Origin of the sequence: Streptomyces sp. NPDC001093 (assembly GCF_040298985.1) — a bacterium.
GTDB lineage: Bacteria > Actinomycetota > Actinomycetes > Streptomycetales > Streptomycetaceae > Streptomyces.
This window is the reverse complement of sequence record NZ_JBEPBF010000055.1, coordinates 25,609-47,417: the sequence shown is the minus strand read 5'-3', so window position 1 is coordinate 47,417 and position 21,809 is coordinate 25,609. Positions and strand designations below refer to the sequence as shown.

Below are 21,809 nucleotides of genomic sequence, written 5' to 3'. Positions count from 1 at the left end.
ATTTTCAGAGTGATACTTGCCAAGTGTTCACGGCGGGGAGATAGTGGCAAGCGTGATTCCGTCCGCGCCCTTAGGAACAGACTCCGCCGCAGACCGTCCCGGTCGCGGTGCAGCCACGGGAGCAGCCCCTGACGGGGGCGCTGCCGGGCGCCGGTTCCGCTTCGAGCTGGCCGCACATCCCGGTTCCGTCGCCCGGGCGAGACGCCTCGCGCACGCCCGGCTGACCGGCTGGTCGGTGTGCGCGGACACCTGCGACAGCGCGGCCCTGGTCATATCCGAACTGGTCACGAACGCGATCGTGCACACCGCGAGCAGTCGTGTGGTGTGCGAACTGCAGGATCACGACGACACCGTGCGCATAGCCGTACGCGACGAGGGCTGCGCCCCAGGCGAACCCCACCCGTCCCCACAGCGGCCCGATGAGGAGCACGGGAGGGGATTGCTCCTCGTCGACGCGCTGTGCCGGGCCTGGGGCGCGCAGGAACACGGGCCCGGGCTGCTGGTCTGGGCCGAGCTGGCCCGCCAGACCGACGCGGACCGCGGCACCGCCGCTCCGCGAGCCGACCTGGGCTGGGGCGCCCGCCCCAAACCGGGCCGCCCGGACGACTCCGGCGAGGACGAGGCGCCGGAGGGCCGGCAACGGGCCGCCGGGCGCCCCCACCCTCACACTCCCGAGCACCAGCACCGCCCCGGGGCACCGGACCCCCACCGGCACCGAGCCCTGGACCGGCCCCCGCACCACCCTCTGCACCGGTTCCCCGAGCAGCACCGCGCCGGGGAGCGCCCGTGACCGCCGAGTACGACTCCCGCGGGTACGACTCCGTGGGGTACGACTGCGACGCCTACGACTGCGGCGGCTACGACTCCGGCCGAGAGGGTGTCACCGGCCGCGTCCTGGGCGGCGACAGGTACGACACCGCAAGCCCCTTCCCGCCCGGCGCCGCCGGTGTCTTCGGTGCGGCCCGTGCCGCTCATGCGGCCGGTGCCGCCGGCCGGGGACCCGAACCGGCCCTCGGCCTGGACACCCTGGTGCGGCTGCAGCGGCGCAGGTCCGTCCCGGACGAGCCCCGCCGGCTCGCCGTGCCGGACGGCATGACCGCACCGCTCGGCTGCGACGCCGTGGCCGTGCCCGACCGCCTCGGCCCGCTCGTCGTACCCCGGCTGCCCCGGCTGGGCTGTGTGTACACCGACGGCGCCCGCTGGTGGTGGATCGTTCCGTCGGACTCCGACTACGCCCTCCCCTGGCCCTTCCCGGCCCACTACGCCCCCGGCGCCCTGGTGACCGGCACCGCCCGGCTCATCCACCGCCCGGAGGGCACGGTCCCGTACACCCCGCCGATCCCGCTGTACCTGGCCCTGTGCCGGGTGACCGGGACGGCTCCGGACTGGTCCAGGGCGGTCCCCGCGTAGACGCGGACGCGGCGGCCGGCTTCGGGCCGTGGCCGTGACCCTGGGGCCGTGGTGGGGCGGGCTCGGCTTTCGGCGGCTGATCGTGGACGAGCCGACGGCCGCGCCGGCATGCCGAACTGGTGCAGCCTGCCTGAGCACGGCCTGCCTGAGCGGAGCGGACGGCAGCGGCGCGCTCACTCGGCCGCTTCGGCTCCCCGCACGATCACCAGGAACATGTCCGTCGCGAGGTCCATGACGACCTCGGCCGGCAGGCCTTCCAGACGCCGCGCGTGCGCGAACTCCTCCGCGGGCCAGGATCCCCGCGGACCACCGGCGGGAAAGCGTTCGAGCACCGTTCGCCCGTTCACCATCTCGCACCTCCAGAAAGCGTCGTACCTGTAGGAGTTAACGCCCTGGAGAAGGGAAAAGCCTCGCTCGGTGACGGGACTGAGACATTACCTACACTCGTTCGGCGCGGAGTGTGAGCAGACGTTCACTTTGTGGGATGAACCGCGCCCTCCGCGTCAGTGGTCGTACTCGTCGTGAAGGCGCAGCCGGTCGCTGCCGGCGGGGCTGCGGCCGAGCGCGGTGAGGTCGAGCAGACCGGCGAGGGTGCCGAGTCCGTCCAGCCCGTCGTCGTAGACCGAATAGGTGTGGAAGACCCGGTCGTGGTCGCGCAGGAAGCAGCTGATGCCCGGCCGCTCGACCAGGCTCTGACCCTGACCCTGACCCTGACCCTGGCTCCGGCACTGGTCCTGGTTCTGGTTCTGGCTCCGGTCCTGGTCCGGCTCCACGGTGGCCTCGAAGTCGAGGTTGAAGTCACTGTCGGACGACGAGTACCAGGGCACCATCCAGCCCATCCGCGCCTTGAACGGCAGGATCCGGGTGAACGGCGCCCGGGAGACGACCGCGAAGGAGGTGTTCCGGGAGCGCAGATGGGCGAGGTGGCCGACCTGGTCCAGGAAGGCCGAGCAGCACGGGCAGCCGGTCTCCCACTCCGGGGCGAACATGAAGTGGTGGACGACGAGCTGGGCCCGGCTCTCGAAGAGGTCCAGGAGGGTGGCCTTGCCGTCGCCGCCCTCGAAGACGTACTCCGCGTCGACCTCGGCCATGGGCAGCCGCCGCCGCTCCTCCCCGAGCACCTCGCGGGCCCGTCTGACCGCCTCCTCCTTGCGCAGCAACTCCTCGCGCGCCGCACGCCACTGCTCGCGCGAGACGATCTCCGGAAGCGACATGGGCCCTCCTGTCCGACGATCCGACGGTCGGTCCGGGTGGTGACCGTCGCCGGGAGCGGAACTCATCGCCACGCGCGAAGATTCTTTCCGGCGCGCCTCCGGCCTGCGCGGCGTCGGCCGGCTCAGGTCCGCAGGGGCCCACGTACCGCTACGCGGCGGCGGGCAGCGGCACCTCGACGAGACCTTGGAGCTTCAACTCTCCCAATGCGTCCTGGAGTTGCCTGACGTGCCGAGCTGTGAGCCGGCCCGTGTCGTCGAGGTGTACGGCGCTGGCCGTGGTCGTGTCGACAAGTCGCTCCAGGACGTCCGCGACGGCGTCCGTGCCCGCGGTGTGCCGGGCGAGGGCAGGCAGTTCGGCGGCGGCGAGCGCGATGGCGGCGCGCGCCTCGGCGAGGGTGCGGTAGGCCTCCCGGCGCAGCGCCCACCGTTCGGCGCGGTCGCCGGACCCGTCCAGGACGTGCACGAGATAGGCGTGCGCGGCGCTTCCGGCCGCCGCGAGCCGGGCGCGTACGCCGCCGCCGCGCTCCCCCGGCATCGGCAGATGCCCGACGACCAGCACGAGCGCGCAGGCCAGCAGGGTCTCGCCGATCCGGCTGACGGAGGCCTGCGGCTCGCCTCCGGCCATGACCAGGGCGAGGACGAGGACGGTGACGACGGCGGTGAGCGCGGCGAAGTGCCGGGTGGCGACCGGCACGAGCGCCCCGCAGACGGCGACCAGCGCGATCAGCCCGGCGGGCCGGGGCAGCAGCGCGGCGAGTCCGGCGAACACCAGGGCGCCCAGTACGGTCCCGGCGGCCCGGCACAGCACTCGGGAGGCGAGCGGCCCGAGGTCGGGCTTGACGAGGAAGACGGCGGTGGCGGGCAGCCAGTACCAGTGCTGGTGGTTGCCGTACCAGCGGGTGTGGTGCAGGGCCTGGGCGATGGCGGCGCTGGCCCCGAAGCAGAGGGCGACCCGCAGGCCGTACTCGCGTCCGCCGGTGCCGAACGCGGCGCGGACGGCGTGTCGCACATCCCGGCGCCGGGCGGGTGGCCGCTGGTGTGCGTCCTCGGCCCGGTCGAAGGCCTCGGCGGCGCGCAGCAGGGCGTCGTCGAGGGCGCGCAGGGCGGGGGCGGACCGGTGGGGAGCGGGCAGCGGGCCGGTGCCGGTGTTGTCGCGGACCGCTGCGGCGAGGCGCCGGGGCCCTTCCGCGGCCCGCGCCGAGACCGGCTCCCCCGCCCAGAACAGGGCGGTGGCGGCCTCGGCGAGGGGCAGCGCGGCCGCGAACCGCGCGTGCAGCCGGCGTTCGGCGGCGGAACTGGCGTACCGGCGCAACCGGGGTCCGGCGAGGGCGTCCTGGGCATGGTCGAGGGCGGCGGTGAGCGCGGCCCGCCGGGCGGTGGCCCGTTCACCGCCCACGGCGTCGAGCAGCGCGGCGACGGCGTCGTACACCTCGGCGACCGCCGCCCGCTCCCCGTCGAACCGGAAGTCCCCCGCGAGGGAGCCGGGCGTGGGCAGGGCGAGCCGCAGCACAAGCAGCCAGCCGGCCCCGGCGAGGAAGGCGAGCGCCCGCTGCCAGCCGCTCTCGGCCGTCGGCATTCCGGCGCCGATCGCGGCGCCGACGAGCAGTTGCGTTCCGGCGGCGGAGGCCACGGGCCCGACCGCGCTGATGCCACCGGCGACCAGCCCGAGCAGGGTGAGCGCCAGGGTCAGCGGTACGGCCGCCAGCCCCTGCCCCGCGTACGTCCCTGCGAGCAGCCCGAGCGCCCCGGCCAGCGCGGGCACCCCGAGCCGTTTGACGGAGGCGCGCCGGCCGCCGGGCCGGTCGTTGATGCCGGCGAGCATCGCGGCGATGGCGGCGAGGACGCCGGGGGCGATGCGTCCCGTGCCGACTCCGGCGGACAGCAGCGGACCGGCGGCGAGCGCGCCCCGGGTCACCGCGCTCCAGGGGACGGGGCCGCGCTGGGCGCGCAGGGCATGGGCGAGCCAGAGGGGTGCGGCGGGCCGGGACACGGGGCTCCTGTCGTATGCGGGCGGGAAGTGCATTGCCTTCGGACGACGGTGGCCGGGTGGGCTGTCCTTACACGGTAGGGGGCGTTCCCCGTGCGAACCGGGCGATCACGTTTCGCGCAGGTGAAAGGTGCCCGCGCGGCCGGTTTCTTTATGAACGCAATCCGCAGGAACGCGATGCGCCGACGACGAGTTCCTCGGTCTCGGTCACGGCGGCGACGAGGGCCTCCGGTGCGGCCCGCAGCTCGCCCACCACCGAGTCGATCCCCCGCAGCCCGGCCCGCTCCAGCAGCCGCTTCTCGTTCGTCACCCACTCGCCGCGTGCCGCGAGCACTCCGTGCGCGGCCTGGACGGCGGCCGTCGCGATGGAGCCGGCGGTCTCCGTGAGGCGGCCGTGGGGGGCGTGGTCGGCCTTCGCGTAGGCGAGGGTGGCGCGGGCGGTACCGTGCCAGCGGTCGGCGGCGGTGACGCGCAGCCTGGCCGGGTACTCCGCGGGACGGGGCAGGTCGCCGTGCAGGACCTGGTTGACGGCCAGTTCGGCGACCAGCAGATAGGTGGGGATGCCGGCCAGGTGGAAGAGCAGGGACTCCACCCGGAACCGTCCCGCCTCCGCCTCCGTCAGTTCGCGCTCGACCACGTCCAGGTCCCGGTAGTGGACGTCGACCCGGCGTCCGTCGATGGTCAGCCAGGCACCGCCGTTGAAGACTCCACCGCCCCAGCCCCCGACCTCGGAGACCTCGCCCTCCCAGCCGACCGCGCGCAGGTCGTCCGGATCGAAGGGGCCGCGGTAGTAGATCGCCAGGTCCCAGTCGCTGTCGGGGCGGTGGGTGCCCTGGGCCCGGGAGCCGCCGAGGGCGACCCCCTCCACCGTGGGCAGGGCGGCGAGGCGCTCGGTGGTGCGGGCGAGGAATTCGGCTTCGGAGGACTGGGCCATGCCCTCAGCCTGCCTCAGCCGTCCCGAAGTCCGCTCCCGGGATTTCCGCGAGTCCCTCCGCGATCCGTGGCAACGGCCGCGAAGCGCCGCTGCGTCAGCCCGCATTGCGAGGCCGGCCCGTATCTCCGCCCCCGCGCCGGGCGAGTTCGTGCTCGAGGGGCGCGAGATCGGCGGGCGGCGTGCCTCGTGCACGGCGAGCCGGGGGTGCCGGGTGGTGGTGGAGAGCCGGATGGTGTCGTTGATCAGGGCGTGGCGAGGCCCTGGACCGTGGCGAGGCTCTCGGCGGTGTCCTGCTCCAGGCGGATGCCGTGGGTGTGCAGCGTGCCGCGGGTGAAGTCGATGAGCGACTTCAGCAGCTTCGGGGCGGGCGGGTGCGGGGGCGTGCTGGTGCCCGGCGTGCGGGGTCACCGGGTGGAGGGAGCAGCGGTCGCGGCCCGGCGAGGGAGGCGTCGGCAGGTCGATCGGGTCCCCCGGCCCCGGCGCCTTCGGCTGCGTCGGCGCCGGTTCAGAACCGCCGCCTGGGCCCGCTGCCGAACCGGGCCCCGCCGATTTCCCTGGTCACGGGCCGTTGTCAGTGGCACGCGCTATCAAGGAATCGTAACGCTGTGTGACGACGGGGGGTCGTGGTGATCCAGGACGGCAGGGACAAGGAAGCGAGCGGGCATGGGCGGGGCGGGGAAGCCCAAGGGAGCCCGGCGGACCGGGCGGAGGTGTCGCAGACCCGCACCCATCTGTCGATGGCGGGACTGCGCGCGCGGGGATGGACCCCCGGCATGGTCCGTCAACTGCTCGGCGATCCCGATCTGCTGCGGAGCAATCCGCACTTCGAGTCGGCCCCGCGGACCCGGTTGTATCGCCTCGACCGGGTCGAGACAGCCGAGCGGAGCGAGGAGTTCAGGACCGTTTCGGCAGCCGCGGCCCGCCGGTCGGCCGCCGCACGGGCGGCCGCGCTGCGCCGGCGGCGGGAGGTGGTGGCGCGGATCGCGGCGGAACCCCTCGACGTGCCACGGCCGACCGCGCAACGGCTCGCCGAGCCGGCGGCCGAACACCGCGACCGGCAGGACACACGATGGGCATCCGGCCGGTGGCGGCATGCAACCGGTCCGGCGATAGCGCAAAACGCCGGTCCCCGCGCCGCACTCGACCGGTGGAAGGTCGACTACCTGCGCCATCGGCTGACTCGGTACGACGAGCTCCTGGACGGTCTGCACGGCAGCACAGGACGCGCCGCGGCCGAGGAACTGCTGCACCGCCGCATCTACGCCGCCATCGCCGAGGCGTACCCGGACCTTGCACGGGAGTGCGAACGGCAGTCGGGTGAACGACAGCCGGGTCCACCGGGGGCATGACAGGACCGGACGAGGAGCCCGCAACACAGGGACGGGCTTCGAGGCGGTCCCTACGCTCCGGGCACATGAAGGATGATCAAGCCCTTCGGGTGCACGCACGCCTGACGGCCTCCCCGCTGCCGCGCCCCGTCGCCTTCGGTGAGGGACGGCGGTTCGGCCTGTGGGACCTGGCCTCGCTCACCGAGGGTGCCCTCGGCCCGATCCAGGACCCGGACTCGCTCACCGTGTCGAGCGAGAAGCGACTGCGGCGCGAACTGGGGCCGGCCGGGCGGGAGTACCGGCACGACGACAGGCTCTCGAGGAGGTACTGGATCCGTTCGCCCGGCGAGTGCGGGGGTGGAGTCGTCGGCACCGTCGCCGTCGGCACCCGGCCGACGGGCGCGGACGCGCTCAGCGTCTCCTCGCTCCACGTCCGTCCGGCGGTACGGCGCAGCGGTCTCGCCGGGGCCGTGCTGAACGCGGTGTACGAGGCCTGCCGCGCCGAGGGACTGCACGGGTTCCGTCTGGAGGCGTACTGGACCTGGCAGGAGGCCGTCCGCTACTACCTCGGCCGCGGACTGTGGGTGACCTCGTGGAAGCATGCCCTGGGCTTCGCCCGGCTCTCCTTCCTGCCGGACTACGAGGTCCGGGAAGAAGGCGGCGAGCTGGTGCTGTACGTCGGGGGTGAGCCGCTGCCGGCCGCCGGTGCGGACGGGCGGCGGCTGCTCCTCCGGGAGACCGCCGGCTACCGGCGCCTCACCGGCGGACCCGAGGTGATGTGTCGCGACGCTCGGGCCAGGCTCGCACTTCATCTCGCTGTTGGCGGGCGTCCGTTGGTCCGCGGGGAGGAGGAGTGGGCCCGGGCCGGCTGGTCCTGTGACATCGGAGAGCCGGAGGGGCTGGCCTACAAGATCGGGGTGTTCGAGCGCGTGGCACGCGAGGACGGCCGGCGGGTGGAGAGCCCGTACGCCGACGCGAGCGCCCTCGGTGTCCCGCCGCCCCGAGAATTCGGATGCGCTCAGGGCCGAGGGAACCGATCATCGGGAGGTTGCACCCGCCGTCCCTAGGAGCAGCCGTCATGATCCAGCGCGTGACCGTACCGGCCCTCTTCCCGCCGCCCGCCTATTCCCACGCCTCCGTCGTCGAGGCCGGGACGAAGCTGGCCTTCCTCGCCGGGGCCGTGCCGCTCGACGAGAAGGGGGAGATCGTCGGCCCGGGGGATCCGGTGCGGCAGGCCGAGCAGGTGATCGCCAATCTCCGGGAGCAACTGGACGCCGTCGGGAGCGACTTGGCACATGTGGTCGCGACGGACGTGTACGTGGTGAGCAGCGAGCCCTCGGTGCTGTCCGCGGTGTGGGAGGTCGTGGAGGCCTCCGGGCTGAGCACGGGTCCGCACTCGTCCACGCTGCTCGGGGTCGCCTGCCTCGGCTACACCGGGCAGCTGGTGGAGATCACGGCCACGGCCGTGGTGCCGGAGGAGCGGGGCACGGCCGTGGTGCCGGAGGCGCGGAGCGCGGCCGGGTTGCCGGAGCGGGAGGGGAACCGGTGAGGACGGACGGGGTCGTACTGCGCCGGGCCGTGGCGGCGGACGCCCGGGCCGCCGCGGATGTGTATCTGCGGTCCTTCGGCACCGCCCTGCCCACCGTCGTGCGTGCGCACACCGACGACGAGGTGCGGGAGTACATCCGGGATGTCGTGGTGCCGTTGCGGGAGACCTGGGTGGCGGAGGCCGCCGACGGCGGGATCGTCGGACTGCTGGTGCTGGACGGGGAGTTGCTGTCGCAGCTGTATCTGGCTCCGGAGTGGCGGGGGCGCGGTATCGGTGACCGGTTCGTGGCGCTGGCCAAGGAGCGCAGCCCGGGCGGGCTGACCCTGTGGACCTTCCAGGTCAACAAGCCCGCCCACCGCTTCTACGAGCGCCATGGTTTCGCCGCGGCCGAGTTCACCGACGGCAGCGGGAACGAGGAGCGGGAGCCGGACGTGCGGTACGTCTGGCGGCCGTGAGCCCGGCCGCTTACGCCCACCGTGGCGGCGGGGAGCCACACCTTCCGGCTCACCGTGACGACCGTCCCCATCTCCTCCCCTTGGGCAGCGGCCGGTCGTAACTGCCCGCTCGGCTGGTGGTCAGGCCCAGGGCGACCAGGGACTCGGCGAGCTTGACCGCCGCCGCCACGCCGTCGACCACGGGCACCCCCAGCTTCTCCGCCACCGTCTGCTGCAGTCCCGTCATCCCGGCGCAGCCCAGGACCAGGACCTCGGCGCCCGCGTCCCGGGCCCGCTCGGCCGCCGTCAGGAACGCGGCCTCGGTGCGGCCCGGATCGCCGGCGAGGTCGAGGACGCCGAGGCCGGTGCCGACGACGGCGGCGCAGTTCCGGGCCACACCGGCCGTCTCCAGGCTGTCCTCGATCTGCCCGCGGGAGCGGTCGAGGGTGGTGACGACGCCGTAGCGGCGGCCGAGGAGGCAGGCGAGGTGGGCGGCGGCCTCGGTGATGTCCACGACCGGGACATCCACCAACTCCCGTACGCCTTCCCGGCCGTGCTCGCCGAAGCCGGCCAGGACGACGGCGTCGTACGCGGGCCCGTCGTACGTTCGCAGGGCGTCGAGGACGGCGGCGGCGGAGAGGTAGCTGTCCAGCCAGCCCTCGGCGGACGCCGGGCCCCAGGCGGGGGTCAGGCCGGTCACCGTGGTGGCCGGGCCCGCGGCGGCCCGGGCGCCGCGGACGATCTCCTCGGTCATCTCCTGCGTGGTGTTGCAGTTGGTGACGACGATCCGCACGCCTGTCAGGCCTCCTTCACCGTCGTGGCGCGTTCGCGGCGGGTCAGCAGGGCGTACAGGGCGGCGGCGAGCGCGGTGCCGATGAACCAGGAGTACGGCGCCACGTCGCCGAAGGTCTTCACCAGCGCCACCACGGCGGCCACCGCGGCGGAGGGCAGGAACGCCCACAGCGCCGTCGGGTTGACTCCCTTGCGGTAGTGGTACGCGGTGCCCGGCCGGGCGTCGAACAGCGCGTCGACATCGACCCTGCCGCGCTTGACCCAGTAGTAGTCGACCATGATCACACCGAACAGCGGGCCCAGGAAGGCGCCCAGGCCGCCGAGGAAGTAGTTGACGACGGTCGGGTTGGAGAAGAGGTTCCAGGGGGTGACGACCAGCGCGGCCACCGTGCTGATCATGCCGCCGACCTTGAAGGTGATCTTCTGCGGCCAGACGTTGGCGAGGTCGTACGCCGGTGAGACGAAGTTGGCGACGATGTTGACGCCCATGGTGGCGACCGCGAACGTGAACGCGGCGATCACCAGCACCCAGGTGTTGCCGACCTTGGCGACCAGTTCCGCCGGGTCGGTGATGGCCTGTCCGAACGCTTTCAGCGAGCCGGCCGTGACGATCACCGACACCACGACGAAGGCGGTGGAGTTGATGGGCAGGCCCCAGAAGTTTCCGCGCCGGACGGTCCTGTAGTCGGGCGCGAAGCGGGAGAAGTCACAGAAGTTGAGCATCAGCGTGCCGTAGGTGGCGAGGATGAGGCCGATCGCGCCGAACCACTGCCGCCACTGCTCGCCGGTGGACACCGGGTGCGGGGTGGAGGTGAGCGAGATGCTCCAGTGGGCCTTGGCCAGGACCCAGAGCGCCAGCGCGATCATCACCAGCCAGATCGCCGGACCGCAGAAGTCCTGGAACTTCCGCACGGCTTCCATGCCCTGCCTGATGATCAGCGCCTGGACCAGCCAGAGCGAGACGAAGGAGATCCAGCCGAGCGCGTCCAGGCCGAGGAAGGAGTGGTGGGTGAGGGACGCAAGGCCCGGCCAGGCCGCCAGCAGCATCACGTTCACGGCGACGGAGGCCAGATACGTCTGGATGCCGTACCACATGATGGCGATCACGGCCCTGATCAGGGCGGGGATGTTGGCACCCCAGACGCCGAAGCTGATGCGGCTGACCACCGGGAAGGGCACGCCGTGGCGCTGGCCGATCCTCCCCATCCAGTTCATGCCGGCGTAGATGAGCACAAAGCCGGCGAGCAGGGCGGTGAAGACCTGCCAGACGTTCATGCCGAGGACCAGCAGGCCGGCGGCGAAGGTGTAGTTGCCCAGGTTGTGGACGTCGGACATCCACATGGCGAACAGGTCGAAGACCTTCCAGTTCCGCTGCTGGGCGGGGGCGAGGTCCTCGTTGACGAGACGGGGGTCGGGGACGAACGCGGGGGCGCCGGTGGCTTCGGCGCGATCGGCGAGGGACACGGGGCCTCCTGGACGGGGGACGAAGGGGCCATACCGCAGGAACTCGGACGGGCTGCAGGCAGGGGCACCCACAGCGAGCCGCGTTTGGTATACCAAACAGTTGACATGGTGCCGCCGTCAAGCGTCCGGACCGATGTCGTTGCCGTTACGGCCCCGTAAAAGTCGCCCCGTGTCGGCGAAGATGGGCTCATGACGAAGATCGAACCCCTGGGCGCGGTGCGGGAGCGCGTCCTGGCGAGCCTGCGGGAGGACATCATCGCCGGGCGCCTCGGACCCGGTGACCGGCTCGTCGAACGGGAGCTCGCCGAGCGGTTCGGCGTCTCCCGGGTGCCGGTGCGGGAAGCGATCCGCGCGCTGGTCGCCGAGGGCTTCGTCCACTTCGAGTCGGCCCGCCGCACGGTGGTGCGCCGGCTGAACCCGACCGACGTCCGGGAACTCTTCGAGCTGCGCGAGGCGTTGGAGGTGTACGCGGCGGGACTGGCGGCGTCCCGGGTGACCCCCGAGGCCCTGGCGGAGCTGCGGGATCTGCTCGACCAGGCGGCGCGGGCGACGAAGGAGGGCGACGCCGAGGCGATCACGGACATCAACACACGCTTCCACGACCGCATCCGCGCCCTGGCCGGCAACAGCCTGCTGATCTCGGTCATGGAGCCGGTCGACGGCCGCCTGCGCTGGCTCACCCGGCGGAACGAGGAGTGGCCCCAACTCCTCACCGAGCACCGTGAGTTGTACGAGGCGATCGCCTCCGGCGACCCCGACCGCGCCCGCGCCCACGCGCTCGAACACGTCCGCGCCAACTACCGCTCGACGGTACGGCACCTGTTCGGAACCGATCCCGCCGACGCCGGCTGAAGACCCACCAGCACCCCCGACGGCCCACCCCGGATCCCTGACGGCACCGGTCCGCTCGCGAGGGACCAGGGAGGGCTGCCGACGGGCGGTTGTCCGCTCGTGATGGACCGATACGGGATGCTGACGGGCGCCGGTCGGCTGCCGGTGGACCGCCGCAGGGCCGTGACCGGCACCAGCCGGCTCCGAGGGAGGGCCGCAGGCAGCTCCGGCGGGCGGCTATCGGATTCTGGTGGACCGGTGCGGGCTCCTGGGCGGGCGCCGGTCGGCTGCCGGTGGACCGCTGGACGGACCGTCGCGGGCCCTCTGGCGGGCGGCTGTCGGTCGAGGGCGGCTCTGCTCGCGGCCGGTCACCGCAGTCCGGCCGCCTGCGCCGCCGTGCCCAGCACCTCGCGGAGCATCTCCGCGGTGAGCCGGCCGGTGAAGGTGTTGCGCTGGCTGACGTGAAAGCAGCCGAAAAGGTCCAGGCCGTCGAGCGCGACCCGGGTGCCGTGGGCGAAGGCCGGGCGGGGGCGGGGCACGGTCCAGCCCGCCTCGCTGAACGCAGGCAATGCGGCCTGCCAGCCGAAGGCACCGAGCACGACCGCGGCCCTCAGCGTCGGGCGCAGCAGCCTCAGCTCCTGGACCAGCCAGGGGCGGCAGGTGTCCCGCTCGCCCGGGGTCGGCTTGTTGGCGGGCGGGGCGCAGTGCACGGGCGCGGTGACACGGACGCCGTACAGCTCCAGCCCGTCGTCGGCACTGACGGACGTGGGCTGCGAGGCGAGCCCCTCGTCGTACAGTGCCCGGTAGAGCACGTCTCCGGAGCGATCGCCGGTGAACATCCGCCCGGTGCGGTTGCCGCCGTGCGCGGCGGGGGCCAGCCCGATGATCACCAGCCGTGCGTCGGCGGGGCCGAAGCCGGGCACCGGCCGCCCCCAGTACGTCCAGTCGGCGAACCCGGCCCGCTTCGTGCGGGCCACCTCCTCACGCCACTCGACCAGCCGAGGACAGGCCCGGCAGTCCGCGACCCGCCGGTCCAGCCGGGCGAGGGCGCTGCTGTCGTCCATAGGGCCACCGTATGCCCCATCCGCTCCGGTGAACGCCGTGCCCGGCGCCACGACCCCGCGGTTCAGCACTGGCAGGATCACCGGCAGCGGCCACGCGAACCGCGGGTGTCCGCCGTAGCCCGCCCCCACCGGCCGCGCCCCTGATCCGCACAGGCGCCCCCAGCCCACGGCACCCCGGCGCCCGGGGAAAATCGCCTCCGGCTCACCCGGCTCGGAGAGTTAAGGTCGGGGGCATGGCTTCCGAGGATGCGGACGAGAACGTGAACCGTGGGACCGGCGGACCGGACCGGCCCGAGCCCGCGCAGGACGCTCAGGACGTTCAGGCTGCCCAGGTCGGCCACGGCTCCGGCGCCTCCGCCGGGCAGCCCGTCGATCCGAAGGTCGCCGCCGCGGTGGCCGCCGCCGAGGCCGCGGGACCGGCCAAGGGCGAGACGGTCCGGATCGACAGCTGGATCTGGGCCGTGCGTCTGATCAAGACGCGTTCCCTGGGCGCCACCGCCTGCCGGGGCGGCCACGTCCATGTGAACGGCGAGCGGGTGAAGCCCGCCTACTCCGTGCGCGTCGGCGACGAGGTGCGCCTGCGGCACGAGGGCCGGGAACGGATCGTGATCGTCAAGCGCCTGATCCGCAAGCGGGTCGGTGCCCCCGTGGCCGCCCAGTGCTACATCGACAACTCCCCTCCGCCTCCGCCCCGCGAGGCCGTCGCCCCCGCCGGCCTTCGTGACCGCGGCACCGGCCGCCCCACCAAGCGCGACCGTCGCGAGATGGAACGCCTCCGCGACCTCGCGGGCCCGGGCCACGTCCCGGGCGGCTTCGGCGCCTTCGGCGGCGCCGCAGGCCCCGGCGGGTCCGGTGGGCACGGTCGATCCGGCGAGTCCGGTGGGCCTGGCGGGCCCGGGTCCGGGTCCGGGTCCGGGTCCGGGTCCGGCAGGCATGGTGGATCTCGGTCCGGCGGGAGCGGTGGGCGTCGCCCGGGACGGTGATCCGAAGGCGCTGCCACGTCGTGTGCACGCCGCCCATGCACGCATGAACACCCGTGCACTCATGCACTCATGCACACGCGGGCGGGGATGCGACGCATGCACACGCCGGTGCCGTCGGCCGGGCCCCCCGCGCCCGGCCGGCGGCGCCGGCGCCGTGCACCCGGGTCACCGTCGCCGCACCAACCGCAGCAGTTCCCCGTTGTACCCGCGCCGCGCCCAGGCGATCAGGAGGAGCGGCACCATCAGGATCAGCGGGGTCGCCGCGTACTGTCCGTCGAAGACGGTGAGCTGGACGATGAACGCGCCCACCATCAGCGCGCTGAGCGCGATCGCCGCAACGGACTGCAGCACGGGGATCAACAGCGCGACGGCTCCGGCGAGTTCCAGCGCGCCGATGGTGTACATGGCCCCGCTGCCCCAGCCGATCTTGTCGAAGGACTCGACGGCCGAGGGGTGTGCGATGAGCTTGGGCAGCGCGCTCGCGATGCCGTAGAACAGCGCGAGCAGCACCTGCACGGTGCGCAGCGTGACGCGGGCCGCGCGCCTCCGGCCGCCGAGGGAGCCGGTGGAGGCGACGGGAGCGGTGCGGGCGGCGGAAGCGGTGGTCTCGGACATGAGGGTCTCCTGGGGAAGCGGTGCCGATTGCTTTCACCGGGGTAGACCCGACAGGGTCCGGAAACTCATCGCTCTCCGGCCGCCCTGTGCGACCGAGTGCCCTCTATCCCCTCAGTACCGCCCGCACCCAGGTCCGGTCCGGTGTCAGATACGCGTCCACCTCCAGCCCCGCTTCCTCCAGTGCCGACTCGAACTGCTCCTTGGTCAGCGGCCGGGCCAGGAACGTCTGGGTCCACTGCGCGTCCGGGAAGTCGTACTCGACGTGGACCGAGTTCACTCCGTTGCCGACCGGCTCCGCGGAGACGATCCGTACGGTGAAGCCGCTCGGGTCGGCCCGCTCCCTGGGCACGTTCGTGTGGTAGTCCTCACCCTCCCGCTGGATGAGCACGCAGCCGTCCTTGGCCACATGCCGGGCGCAGGTGCGCAGCAGGCCTCTGCGCACCTCCTCGTCACCGGCGTGGACCAGGAACGACGCGAGCATCACCACGTCGAACTTCTCGCCGCCCAGGTCGAGTTGCTCGATGGGTCCGCATATCGTGCGCGCCCCGCGGACCCGGCTCAGCATGTCGGCGGACTCGTCCACCGCCGTGACCGTGAAGCCGCGCTCGAGCAGGGGGTGGGTCATCCGGCCCACTCCGCTGCCCAGTTCCAGGATGTGTGCCCCGGCCGGTACCGCCGCGGCGATGATGTCGGGCTCGTCGCCGACCGGCAGCCGCTCGTAGAGCTCGACCGCGCAGCCGTCCGGGGTGATCGCACCGGGTCCCGTGCCCTCGTATCCCTCACGCATTTCGACCGTCATGCCCGAACAACGGACCGCCCTCGCACGGCCGTTCCCGTCCCACCACAGTTCACTCGTTCGAGTTGATCCGCGCTATTCGGCCGGGAACGGAAACCAGCCGTGCCCGATGTACCAGTGGCCGCCCACCCGCAGATGGTCCCCCACGGCCCGCTCCACGGACGTGCGGCGCGGCAGGTCCGCCACCGGCAGGTCGGGGTCGCCGAAGACGAACTGGACGGGCTCGGTGTCGGACGGCTCGGCGTCCTCGCGGACGGTGCGGAACCGTTCCTGGAAACGGACGATGTTGGAGTCGGCCGGCAGGTACCGCCTCAACTGCGGGTCCAGCAGCCAGGAGTGGCACACTGCGGCCACCGGCCGCTCCTCGGGAAAGTGCACGGTGAAGAACTCGCGGGCCCGGGCCAGGGAGCGGTCGCAGGCGGACGGGGACAGCGGACCGTGGAAGTCGGGAATGTGCAGGCACAGGCAGTCCGTGCCAGGAAGCGCGTCGAGCCCCGCCGCCGCGAGCACGGAGGCCGTGCGCTGCCCGAGCCGCGCCCGCTCGAACTGCAGTCGGCCCAGCTGGTACAGCTCACTGCGGAAGTGGCGGACGAGCCAGCGCCACGACTGCACTCCGGTCGTACCGTGCCGTCTGCGGTGCACGGCCATCTGACGGCCCAGGTCGGCCAGGGTGCGGCGGGACATCTCGGGCGGGATGCCGCGTTCCCGGTGCCGGGCGAGGGTGTGCGGGGCCGCGGCGACGAAGACGTACACGGCGAAGAGGCCGTTCAGTTCGGCCGGTGCCGCGTCGAGGAGTTCGGCGAGCCCGGGGGTGCGGCCGGTCTCCTCCGGATCGCGGAACAGTTCCTCGACGCACTCCTCCAGGAGTCTCAGCGCTGCCGGGTCACCGGTCACCCGGCGCCGGCCGGCCACCAGATCGTTGATGTCCTCGTGCGGCACGGCCAGGTCGAGGAGCAGTTCGGGCAGGTCGTCGGCGTCCGGCAGCAATGGTTCCCCCTTCGACGAGCGACGGACGAGCGCCGTTGGTGAACGTCGTCCCCGAAGAGTACGTTGCAGTCAGGAGTGGTGGTCCGATGCGTACGGGCAGTGAACCGGTGACCGCGCGCAGTGCTCTGCGGGCGCGGTTCTGGCTGTGCGTGTGGGGACTGGCCTGGTCGGTCTTCGGCACGGTGGCGTTCGCGCTCGTCGGGCGCCCCGGCTGGGCGGCGGCCTGCGGGGTGCTGTGGCTGGTGGTCACCGTCGACATGGCCATGATCGTCAGACACATCCGGCAGGGGCCGCACTACCAGCCGGGCCGTGACGTGCCGCCGTACCAGCCGCCGGACGGCGGACCGCCGTATCCGAGCCCGCCGAGGCACCGGCACCCGTGAGCGACCCGGCGCGGCACGATCGGCTCGGTCGCTCAGTCGTCGGAGCCGGTCGTGGATCGAAGGTCAGTCGTCGAAGCGTGCCGCCCTCACGTACTGCGGGTTCGGGTCCAGTGCGGCCGCGAGACGGAAATGGCGTTTGGCCTGGTCGTGGCGGCCCTGGCGTTCGTAGGTGCGGGCCAGTGCGAAGTGCGCGAACGCGTTGTCCGGCTCGCGCTCCAGCACGATCGTGAACTCCAGCTCGGCGGGACGCAGTTGTGCCGCGGCGAAGAACGCACGCGCGCGGAGCAGCCGGGCCGCGGTGTTCTCCGGGTGCGCGGCGATGACTCCGTCGAGCAGCTTCACCGCACCCCGCGGATCCCGTGAGTTGAGCAGTTGCTCGGCTGCACGGAAGTCGATGACATGTGTCTCCGGAGTACGTCCGGTGGAACCACTGGTCTCGGGCACGGCAGAGTCCTTCCCTCACTCCGCCCGTTCAACGCACGAGGAGAGGGCCGCTATTCCTGCCCATGCCCACGCTACTCCGCGTTACTCCGCGGTGCTCTCGCGAGCGCGCCGCACGAGCTCCTCCCACACCTCGGCGACACGCTTGTGCAGCGCCTCCAGCGGCACGTCGTTGTCGATCACGATGTCCGCGATCTGTCTGCGCTGCTCGCGGGTCGCCTGCGCGGCCATACGCGCGCGTGCGTCCTCCTCGGTCATCCCGCGCAGCCGGACCAGCCGGTCGAGCTGGGTCTCGGGGCTCGCGTCCACGACGATCACGAGGTCGTACAGCGGCGCCAGGCCGTTCTCGGTGAGGAGGGGCACGTCGTGGACCACCACGGCGTCGGCGGCCGCGGCCTCCTCCAGCTCGCGGGAGCGGACGCCCACCAGGGGGTGCACGATCGAGTTGAGGACGGCGAGTCTGTCGGGGTCGGCGAAGACGATCGAGCCCAGCCTGGGCCGGTCCAGGCTGCCGTCCGCGGTGAGGACGTCCTCGCCGAAGGCCTCGACCACGGCGGCGAGACCGGGGGTGCCCGGCGCCACGACCTCGCGCGCGATGCGGTCCGCGTCGATCAGCACGGCGCCCTGCTCCACGAGCAGCCGCGACACCTCGCTCTTGCCGGCGCCGATCCCACCGGTCAGGCCCACTTTCAGCATGAGCGCCAGCTTAGGCTCTGCCACTGACAACGGGACCGGCGGAGGTCAGTTGTCGCCTTCGCGCTCCGCCAGGAACCGCTCGAACTCGCGCCCGATCTCGTCGGCCGACGGGATGTCCACGGGCTCGGCGAGCATGTTGCCCCGGGTCTCGGCGCCCGCTGCGGCGTCGTACTGGTGCTCCAGACCCTGGACGAGCGCGGTGAGTTCCTCGTCGCCCTCCTGGATCTGCCGGTCGATCTCCGTCTGGGTGCGGTACGCGTCCGTGCGCAGTGAGTGCGCGATGCCCGGGAGGACCAGCCCGGTGGCGGCCGTGATGGCCTCCAGGACGGTCAGGGCGGCATCCGGGTACCCCGAGCGGGCGATGTAGTGCGGGACGTGCGCGGCGACGCCCAGGACGTCGTGCCCGGCCTCCATCAGGCGGTACTCCACGAGCGACTCGGCGCTGCCGGGCACCTGGGCCTCCTCGAAGGGGCTGCGGTGGCCCGGGACGAGGTCGGTGCGGTTGCCGTGCGGGGTGAGACCCACCGGCCGGGTGTGCGGGACGCCCATGGGGATGCCGTGGAAGTTCACGGAGAGGCGGACGCCGAGCCGCTCCACGATCTGCCGCACGGCCGCCGCGAACCGCTCCCACTCCACGTCCGGCTCGGGCCCGGAGAGCAGCAGGAAGGGGGCGCCCGTGGTGTCCTGGACGAGGCGGACCTCGATGGCCGGGACCTCGTAGTCGGTCCAGCGGTCCCGCTTGAAGGTCAGCAGGGGACGGCGGGCCCGGTAGTCCACGAGCCGGTCGTGGTCGAAACGGGCGACGAGCTGGTGGGGCAGTGAGTCGAGCAGCCGGTCGACGATCTGGTCCCCGGTCTCGCCCGCGTCGATGTATCCGTCGAAGTGGTAGAGCATGACAAGGCCGGCCGACTCCTGGGCGAGCGCCATGTCGACAACGGCGAGGCCCTTCGGCTCCCATGCGTACAAACCCTGCGGATCAAGCACTGTGACCGCTCCTCCTCGTGTTCCTCATGGACAACGCGCCCTGGAACGCGGGCATTCCCGCAACCGGCCACTGATCAGGGCTGTCGCTCCGGCCGCCTTGACGCACCGTCAGCCGGTTTCCCCCGAACACGCCTGAGGGGCCGCACCTCGAAAGGTGCGGCCCCTCAGGACCGGCTATCGGCTAAGCCCAGCGGCCGGTGTTCAGCTCTGGCCGCCGGCCAGCTTCTCGCGCAGGGCGGCGAGCGCCTCGTCCGAGGCCAGCGCACCGGAGGTGTCGGCGCCCTCGGAGGAGTACGAACCGCCGGTCGCGGCCGGAGCGGCAGCCTCGCCGCCACCCTCGGCGGCAGCGGCAGCGTCGGCCTCGCGGGACTTGATGACCTGCTGCTGGTGCTGCTCGAAGCGGGCCTGCGCCTCGGCGTACTGGCGCTCCCACTCCTCGCGCTGCTTCTCGTAGCCCGGCAGCCAGTCGTTGGTCTCCGGGTCGAAGCCCTCGGGGTAGATGTAGTTGCCCTGGTCGTCGTAGGACGCGGCCATGCCGTACAGGGTCGGGTCGAACTCGACCTCCTCCGGGTGGGCACCGAAGGACTCGTTGGCCTGCTTCAGCGAGAGGCTGATGCGGCGACGCTCGAGGTCGATGTCGATGACCTTGACGAAGATCTCGTCGTTGACCTGGACGACCTGCTCCGGGATCTCCACGTGGCGCTCGGCCAGCTCGGAGATGTGGACCAGACCCTCGATGCCCTCGTCCACGCGGACGAACGCACCGAATGGCACCAGCTTCGTGACCTTGCCGGGCACGACCTGGCCGATCTGGTGGGTGCGGGCGAACTGCTGCCACGGGTCTTCCTGGGTCGCCTTCAGCGACAGGGAGACGCGCTCGCGGTCCATGTCGACGTCGAGAACCTCGACGGTGACCTCCTGGCCGACCTCGACGACCTCGGACGGGTGGTCGATGTGCTTCCAGGACAGCTCGGAGACGTGGACCAGACCGTCGACGCCACCCAGGTCCACGAAGGCACCGAAGTTGACGATCGAGGAGACGACACCGGAGCGGACCTGACCCTTCTGGAGGGTCGTGAGGAACGTCTGGCGGACCTCGGACTGGGTCTGCTCGAGCCAGGCGCGGCGGGACAGGACCACGTTGTTGCGGTTCTTGTCCAGCTCGATGATCTTGGCCTCGAGCTCCTTGCCGACGTACGGCTGAAGGTCGCGGACACGGCGCATCTCGACCAGGGAGGCCGGGAGGAAGCCACGGAGGCCGATGTCGAGGATGAGACCACCCTTGACGACCTCGATGACGGTACCGGTGACGATGCCGTCCTCTTCCTTGATCTTCTCGATGGTGCCCCAGGCACGCTCGTACTGGGCGCGCTTCTTCGAGAGGATCAGGCGGCCTTCCTTGTCCTCCTTCTGGAGGACCAGGGCCTCGATCTCGTCGCCGACGGCCACGACCTCGTTCGGGTCGACGTCGTGCTTGATCGAGAGCTCGCGGCTCGGGATGACACCTTCGGTCTTGTAACCGATGTCGAGCAGGACCTCGTCCCGGTCGACCTTCACGATGACGCCGTCGACGATGTCGCCGTCGTTGAAGTACTTGATCGTCTCGTCGATCGCGGCGAGGAAGGCTTCCTCGTTACCGATGTCGTTGACCGCTACCTGCGGGGTGGTGGCGGTGGTCTCGGTGCTGCTCGTCATGTGGGAAAGGGCTCCGGTACGGACATTGAAGTCGTAGGTACTGCTTACGCCGGGAGCCCGTTTCGCTCTGCAGAAGCCGGACAGCCAAGGAAGCGCCCCACCAGATACTGGTGATGGCGCCTCGACAACCGAGGGGACATACAACAGATGCGAGCGCAGCCTGCTACGTCTGAGGAGCGCAGGCCCGCAGCGCAACTTGTAGCATACGGGGGCAGCCGGGCATGGTCAATGCGCGAAGGCGCACACCCGTGGCAGATCGCCGCATAACCGGCAGAAGAAACGTCCTTTGAGGCCGCGCAGGCCTGCGGGACCGCCTCCGTGTCGGACCCTGGCGGGTTGGACGGAAGAGTACGACGAGGGAGCCGATCATCCAAGAGCCGAAAGCGTACGAGCCCGAGGGATCCGAGGCGTACGAGCCCGAGGCGACACGCCGTGACGCCGGTGTCGCGGAGAGCACACGGGCGAACCGGGGCTGGTGGGACCGCAACGCGGACGAGTACCAGGTCGAGCACGGCACGTTCCTCGGCGACGACCGCTTCGTGTGGGGTCCGGAGGGCCTGGACGAGGTGGAGGCCGAGCTGCTCGGCCCGCCGGAGGAGCTGAAGGGCAAGAACATCCTGGAGATCGGCGCGGGCGCGGCACAGTGCGCGCGCTGGCTGGCCGCCCAGGGGGCCCGCCCCGTGGCGCTGGACCTCTCGCACCGCCAGCTCCAGCACGCCCTGCGGATCGGTGGATCGTTTCCGCTGGTCTGTGCGGACGCCGGGGCGCTGCCCTTCGCGGACGGCGCCTTCGACCTGGCCTGCTCCGCGTACGGGGCGCTGCCGTTCGTCGCCGACCCGCGGCTGGTGCTCGGCGAGGTGCGCCGGGTGCTGCGTCCGGGTGGCCGGTTCGTCTTCTCGGTGACGCATCCGATCCGCTGGGCGTTCCCGGACGAGCCGGGCCCCGAGGGCCTGTCGGTGTCGTCCTCCTACTTCGACCGCACGCCCTACGTGGAGCAGGACGAGGAGGGCCGCGCGGTCTACGTCGAGCACCACAGGACGCTCGGCGACCGTGTCCGGGACATCGCGGCGTCCGGCTTCCGCCTGGTGGACCTGGTGGAGCCGGAGTGGCCGGCCTGGAACACCGCGGAGTGGGGCGGCTGGTCCCCGTTGCGGGGCCGTCTGATCCCGGGAACGGCGATCTTCGTGTGCGAGCGGGACTGACCTCCCGCCTCTGTGCAGAT

General features: G+C 72.2%; 24 protein-coding genes. 10 read left to right on the top strand and 14 right to left on the bottom strand.

Going from position 1 to position 21,809, the window contains the following annotated elements:
• Positions 1 to 16: 16 nt before the first annotated feature.
• Together ABT288_RS25845 and ABT288_RS25840 are read left to right on the top strand one after the other, a co-directional pair.
• Positions 17 to 790: an ATP-binding protein gene (locus ABT288_RS25845; protein ID WP_502972814.1), complete on the top strand. Its 774-nt coding sequence runs from the start codon at positions 17 to 19 to the stop codon at positions 788 to 790.
• Between the two features lie 227 nt (positions 791 to 1,017).
• The gene (locus ABT288_RS25840) at positions 1,018 to 1,410 is read left to right on the top strand and encodes a hypothetical protein (RefSeq protein ID WP_351612160.1); all 393 of its coding nucleotides are present in this window, start codon (positions 1,018 to 1,020) and stop codon (positions 1,408 to 1,410) included.
• Positions 1,411 to 1,583: 173 nt separating this feature from the next.
• On the opposite strand, the gene ABT288_RS25835 is transcribed toward ABT288_RS25840, so the two are convergent.
• From ABT288_RS25835 to ABT288_RS25820, 4 genes are all read right to left on the bottom strand, one after another.
• Entirely contained in the window at positions 1,584 to 1,760 is a 177-nt protein-coding gene (locus ABT288_RS25835) for a DUF8839 family protein (protein ID WP_351612127.1), read from the bottom strand.
• Positions 1,761 to 1,913: 153 nt separating this feature from the next.
• Positions 1,914 to 2,624, bottom strand: a complete 711-nt coding sequence (locus tag ABT288_RS25830; protein ID WP_351612125.1) for a DUF899 domain-containing protein — start codon at positions 2,622 to 2,624, stop codon at positions 1,914 to 1,916.
• Positions 2,625 to 2,772: 148 nt separating this feature from the next.
• A complete protein-coding gene (locus ABT288_RS25825) occupies positions 2,773 to 4,647 on the bottom strand; it encodes an FUSC family protein (protein ID WP_450859091.1) in 1,875 nt (624 codons plus the stop codon).
• Between the two features lie 115 nt (positions 4,648 to 4,762).
• The gene (locus tag ABT288_RS25820; RefSeq protein WP_351612120.1) at positions 4,763 to 5,545 is read right to left on the bottom strand and encodes a nucleotidyltransferase domain-containing protein; all 783 of its coding nucleotides are present in this window, start codon (positions 5,543 to 5,545) and stop codon (positions 4,763 to 4,765) included.
• 710 nt (positions 5,546 to 6,255) lie between these two features.
• Between ABT288_RS25820 and ABT288_RS25815 the strand changes: the two genes are divergently transcribed.
• The 4 genes from ABT288_RS25815 (at position 6,256) to ABT288_RS25800 (ending at position 8,877) form a co-directional block, all read left to right on the top strand.
• Positions 6,256 to 6,894: a hypothetical protein gene (locus tag ABT288_RS25815; RefSeq protein ID WP_351612118.1), complete on the top strand. Its 639-nt coding sequence runs from the start codon at positions 6,256 to 6,258 to the stop codon at positions 6,892 to 6,894.
• Positions 6,895 to 6,959: 65 nt separating this feature from the next.
• On the top strand, positions 6,960 to 7,940 hold the full coding sequence (locus ABT288_RS25810) for a GNAT family N-acetyltransferase (RefSeq protein WP_351612117.1): 981 nt from the start codon (positions 6,960 to 6,962) through the stop codon (positions 7,938 to 7,940).
• 11 nt (positions 7,941 to 7,951) lie between these two features.
• The gene (locus tag ABT288_RS25805) at positions 7,952 to 8,422 is read left to right on the top strand and encodes a RidA family protein (RefSeq protein WP_351612115.1); all 471 of its coding nucleotides are present in this window, start codon (positions 7,952 to 7,954) and stop codon (positions 8,420 to 8,422) included.
• Positions 8,419 to 8,877 (top strand): GNAT family N-acetyltransferase, encoded by a 459-nt coding sequence (locus ABT288_RS25800; protein WP_351612112.1) that lies wholly within the window; start codon positions 8,419 to 8,421, stop codon positions 8,875 to 8,877. The genes ABT288_RS25805 and ABT288_RS25800 overlap by 4 nt, the downstream gene beginning before the upstream one ends.
• 49 nt (positions 8,878 to 8,926) lie before the next feature.
• Here the strand turns inward: ABT288_RS25800 and ABT288_RS25795 are convergent, their stop codons facing one another.
• Together ABT288_RS25795 and ABT288_RS25790 are read right to left on the bottom strand one after the other, a co-directional pair.
• Positions 8,927 to 9,649 carry an aspartate/glutamate racemase family protein gene (locus ABT288_RS25795; protein ID WP_351612109.1) on the bottom strand — a complete coding sequence of 241 codons (723 nt, stop codon included), beginning with the start codon at positions 9,647 to 9,649 and terminating at the stop codon, positions 8,927 to 8,929.
• A gap of 5 nt (positions 9,650 to 9,654) precedes the next feature.
• Positions 9,655 to 11,112: an NCS1 family nucleobase:cation symporter-1 gene (locus tag ABT288_RS25790; protein ID WP_351612106.1), complete on the bottom strand. Its 1,458-nt coding sequence runs from the start codon at positions 11,110 to 11,112 to the stop codon at positions 9,655 to 9,657.
• A gap of 189 nt (positions 11,113 to 11,301) precedes the next feature.
• Between ABT288_RS25790 and ABT288_RS25785 the strand changes: the two genes are divergently transcribed.
• Positions 11,302 to 11,964, top strand: a complete 663-nt coding sequence (locus ABT288_RS25785; protein ID WP_351612104.1) for a GntR family transcriptional regulator — start codon at positions 11,302 to 11,304, stop codon at positions 11,962 to 11,964.
• A gap of 347 nt (positions 11,965 to 12,311) precedes the next feature.
• On the opposite strand, the gene ABT288_RS25780 is transcribed toward ABT288_RS25785, so the two are convergent.
• Positions 12,312 to 13,007: a uracil-DNA glycosylase gene (locus ABT288_RS25780; RefSeq protein ID WP_351612102.1), complete on the bottom strand. Its 696-nt coding sequence runs from the start codon at positions 13,005 to 13,007 to the stop codon at positions 12,312 to 12,314.
• Positions 13,008 to 13,240: 233 nt separating this feature from the next.
• Here ABT288_RS25780 and ABT288_RS25775 point away from each other — a divergent pair, with 233 nt between their 5' ends.
• Positions 13,241 to 13,990: an RNA-binding S4 domain-containing protein gene (locus ABT288_RS25775; RefSeq protein ID WP_351612099.1), complete on the top strand. Its 750-nt coding sequence runs from the start codon at positions 13,241 to 13,243 to the stop codon at positions 13,988 to 13,990.
• Between the two features lie 165 nt (positions 13,991 to 14,155).
• Here the strand turns inward: ABT288_RS25775 and ABT288_RS25770 are convergent, their stop codons facing one another.
• From ABT288_RS25770 to ABT288_RS25760, 3 genes are all read right to left on the bottom strand, one after another.
• Complete coding sequence (locus ABT288_RS25770) at positions 14,156 to 14,605, bottom strand: DoxX family protein (RefSeq protein ID WP_351612097.1); 450 nt, start codon at positions 14,603 to 14,605, stop codon at positions 14,156 to 14,158.
• A gap of 103 nt (positions 14,606 to 14,708) precedes the next feature.
• A complete protein-coding gene (locus ABT288_RS25765; protein WP_351612095.1) occupies positions 14,709 to 15,404 on the bottom strand; it encodes a class I SAM-dependent methyltransferase in 696 nt (231 codons plus the stop codon).
• Positions 15,405 to 15,476: 72 nt separating this feature from the next.
• The gene (locus ABT288_RS25760; RefSeq protein ID WP_351612093.1) at positions 15,477 to 16,388 is read right to left on the bottom strand and encodes an acyltransferase domain-containing protein; all 912 of its coding nucleotides are present in this window, start codon (positions 16,386 to 16,388) and stop codon (positions 15,477 to 15,479) included.
• Positions 16,389 to 16,474: 86 nt separating this feature from the next.
• Between ABT288_RS25760 and ABT288_RS25755 the strand changes: the two genes are divergently transcribed.
• The gene (locus ABT288_RS25755; protein ID WP_351612090.1) at positions 16,475 to 16,771 is read left to right on the top strand and encodes a DUF6343 family protein; all 297 of its coding nucleotides are present in this window, start codon (positions 16,475 to 16,477) and stop codon (positions 16,769 to 16,771) included.
• Between the two features lie 63 nt (positions 16,772 to 16,834).
• Here ABT288_RS25755 and ABT288_RS25750 read toward each other — a convergent pair whose 3' ends face one another.
• The 4 genes from ABT288_RS25750 to rpsA form a co-directional block, all read right to left on the bottom strand.
• Positions 16,835 to 17,215, bottom strand: coding sequence for a tetratricopeptide repeat protein (locus tag ABT288_RS25750; RefSeq protein WP_351612087.1), 381 nt, complete (start codon positions 17,213 to 17,215; stop codon positions 16,835 to 16,837).
• A gap of 81 nt (positions 17,216 to 17,296) precedes the next feature.
• Positions 17,297 to 17,908 carry a dephospho-CoA kinase gene (gene coaE, locus ABT288_RS25745; RefSeq protein WP_351612084.1) on the bottom strand — a complete coding sequence of 204 codons (612 nt, stop codon included), beginning with the start codon at positions 17,906 to 17,908 and terminating at the stop codon, positions 17,297 to 17,299.
• Between the two features lie 45 nt (positions 17,909 to 17,953).
• Positions 17,954 to 18,892, bottom strand: coding sequence for a PAC2 family protein (locus tag ABT288_RS25740; protein WP_351612081.1), 939 nt, complete (start codon positions 18,890 to 18,892; stop codon positions 17,954 to 17,956).
• 201 nt (positions 18,893 to 19,093) lie between these two features.
• Positions 19,094 to 20,587 carry a 30S ribosomal protein S1 gene (gene rpsA, locus ABT288_RS25735; protein ID WP_055707059.1) on the bottom strand — a complete coding sequence of 498 codons (1,494 nt, stop codon included), beginning with the start codon at positions 20,585 to 20,587 and terminating at the stop codon, positions 19,094 to 19,096.
• Between the two features lie 365 nt (positions 20,588 to 20,952).
• Here rpsA and ABT288_RS25730 point away from each other — a divergent pair, with 365 nt between their 5' ends.
• Positions 20,953 to 21,789, top strand: coding sequence for a class I SAM-dependent methyltransferase (locus tag ABT288_RS25730; protein ID WP_351612158.1), 837 nt, complete (start codon positions 20,953 to 20,955; stop codon positions 21,787 to 21,789).
• The last annotated feature ends 20 nt before the right edge of the window (positions 21,790 to 21,809 follow it).

What these genes read in the sequence shown, in the direction of transcription:
- rpsA (WP_055707059.1), bottom strand. Translation starts at nt 20,587, where the DNA reads ATGACGAGCAGCACCGAGACCACCGCCACCACCCCGCAGGTAGCGGTC.
- coaE (WP_351612084.1), bottom strand. Translation starts at nt 17,908, where the DNA reads ATGCTGAAAGTGGGCCTGACCGGTGGGATCGGCGCCGGCAAGAGCGAG.
- ABT288_RS25775 (WP_351612099.1), top strand. Translation starts at nt 13,241, where the DNA reads ATGGCTTCCGAGGATGCGGACGAGAACGTGAACCGTGGGACCGGCGGA.
- ABT288_RS25830 (WP_351612125.1), bottom strand. Translation starts at nt 2,624, where the DNA reads ATGTCGCTTCCGGAGATCGTCTCGCGCGAGCAGTGGCGTGCGGCGCGC.
- ABT288_RS25780 (WP_351612102.1), bottom strand. Translation starts at nt 13,007, where the DNA reads ATGGACGACAGCAGCGCCCTCGCCCGGCTGGACCGGCGGGTCGCGGAC.
- ABT288_RS25820 (WP_351612120.1), bottom strand. Translation starts at nt 5,545, where the DNA reads ATGGCCCAGTCCTCCGAAGCCGAATTCCTCGCCCGCACCACCGAGCGC.
- ABT288_RS25770 (WP_351612097.1), bottom strand. Translation starts at nt 14,605, where the DNA reads ATGTCCGAGACCACCGCTTCCGCCGCCCGCACCGCTCCCGTCGCCTCC.
- ABT288_RS25785 (WP_351612104.1), top strand. Translation starts at nt 11,302, where the DNA reads ATGACGAAGATCGAACCCCTGGGCGCGGTGCGGGAGCGCGTCCTGGCG.
- ABT288_RS25805 (WP_351612115.1), top strand. Translation starts at nt 7,952, where the DNA reads ATGATCCAGCGCGTGACCGTACCGGCCCTCTTCCCGCCGCCCGCCTAT.
- ABT288_RS25765 (WP_351612095.1), bottom strand. Translation starts at nt 15,404, where the DNA reads ATGACGGTCGAAATGCGTGAGGGATACGAGGGCACGGGACCCGGTGCG.
- ABT288_RS25755 (WP_351612090.1), top strand. Translation starts at nt 16,475, where the DNA reads ATGCGTACGGGCAGTGAACCGGTGACCGCGCGCAGTGCTCTGCGGGCG.
- ABT288_RS25810 (WP_351612117.1), top strand. Translation starts at nt 6,960, where the DNA reads ATGAAGGATGATCAAGCCCTTCGGGTGCACGCACGCCTGACGGCCTCC.
- ABT288_RS25825 (WP_450859091.1), bottom strand. Translation starts at nt 4,647, where the DNA reads ATGCACTTCCCGCCCGCATACGACAGGAGCCCCGTGTCCCGGCCCGCC.
- ABT288_RS25835 (WP_351612127.1), bottom strand. Translation starts at nt 1,760, where the DNA reads ATGGTGAACGGGCGAACGGTGCTCGAACGCTTTCCCGCCGGTGGTCCG.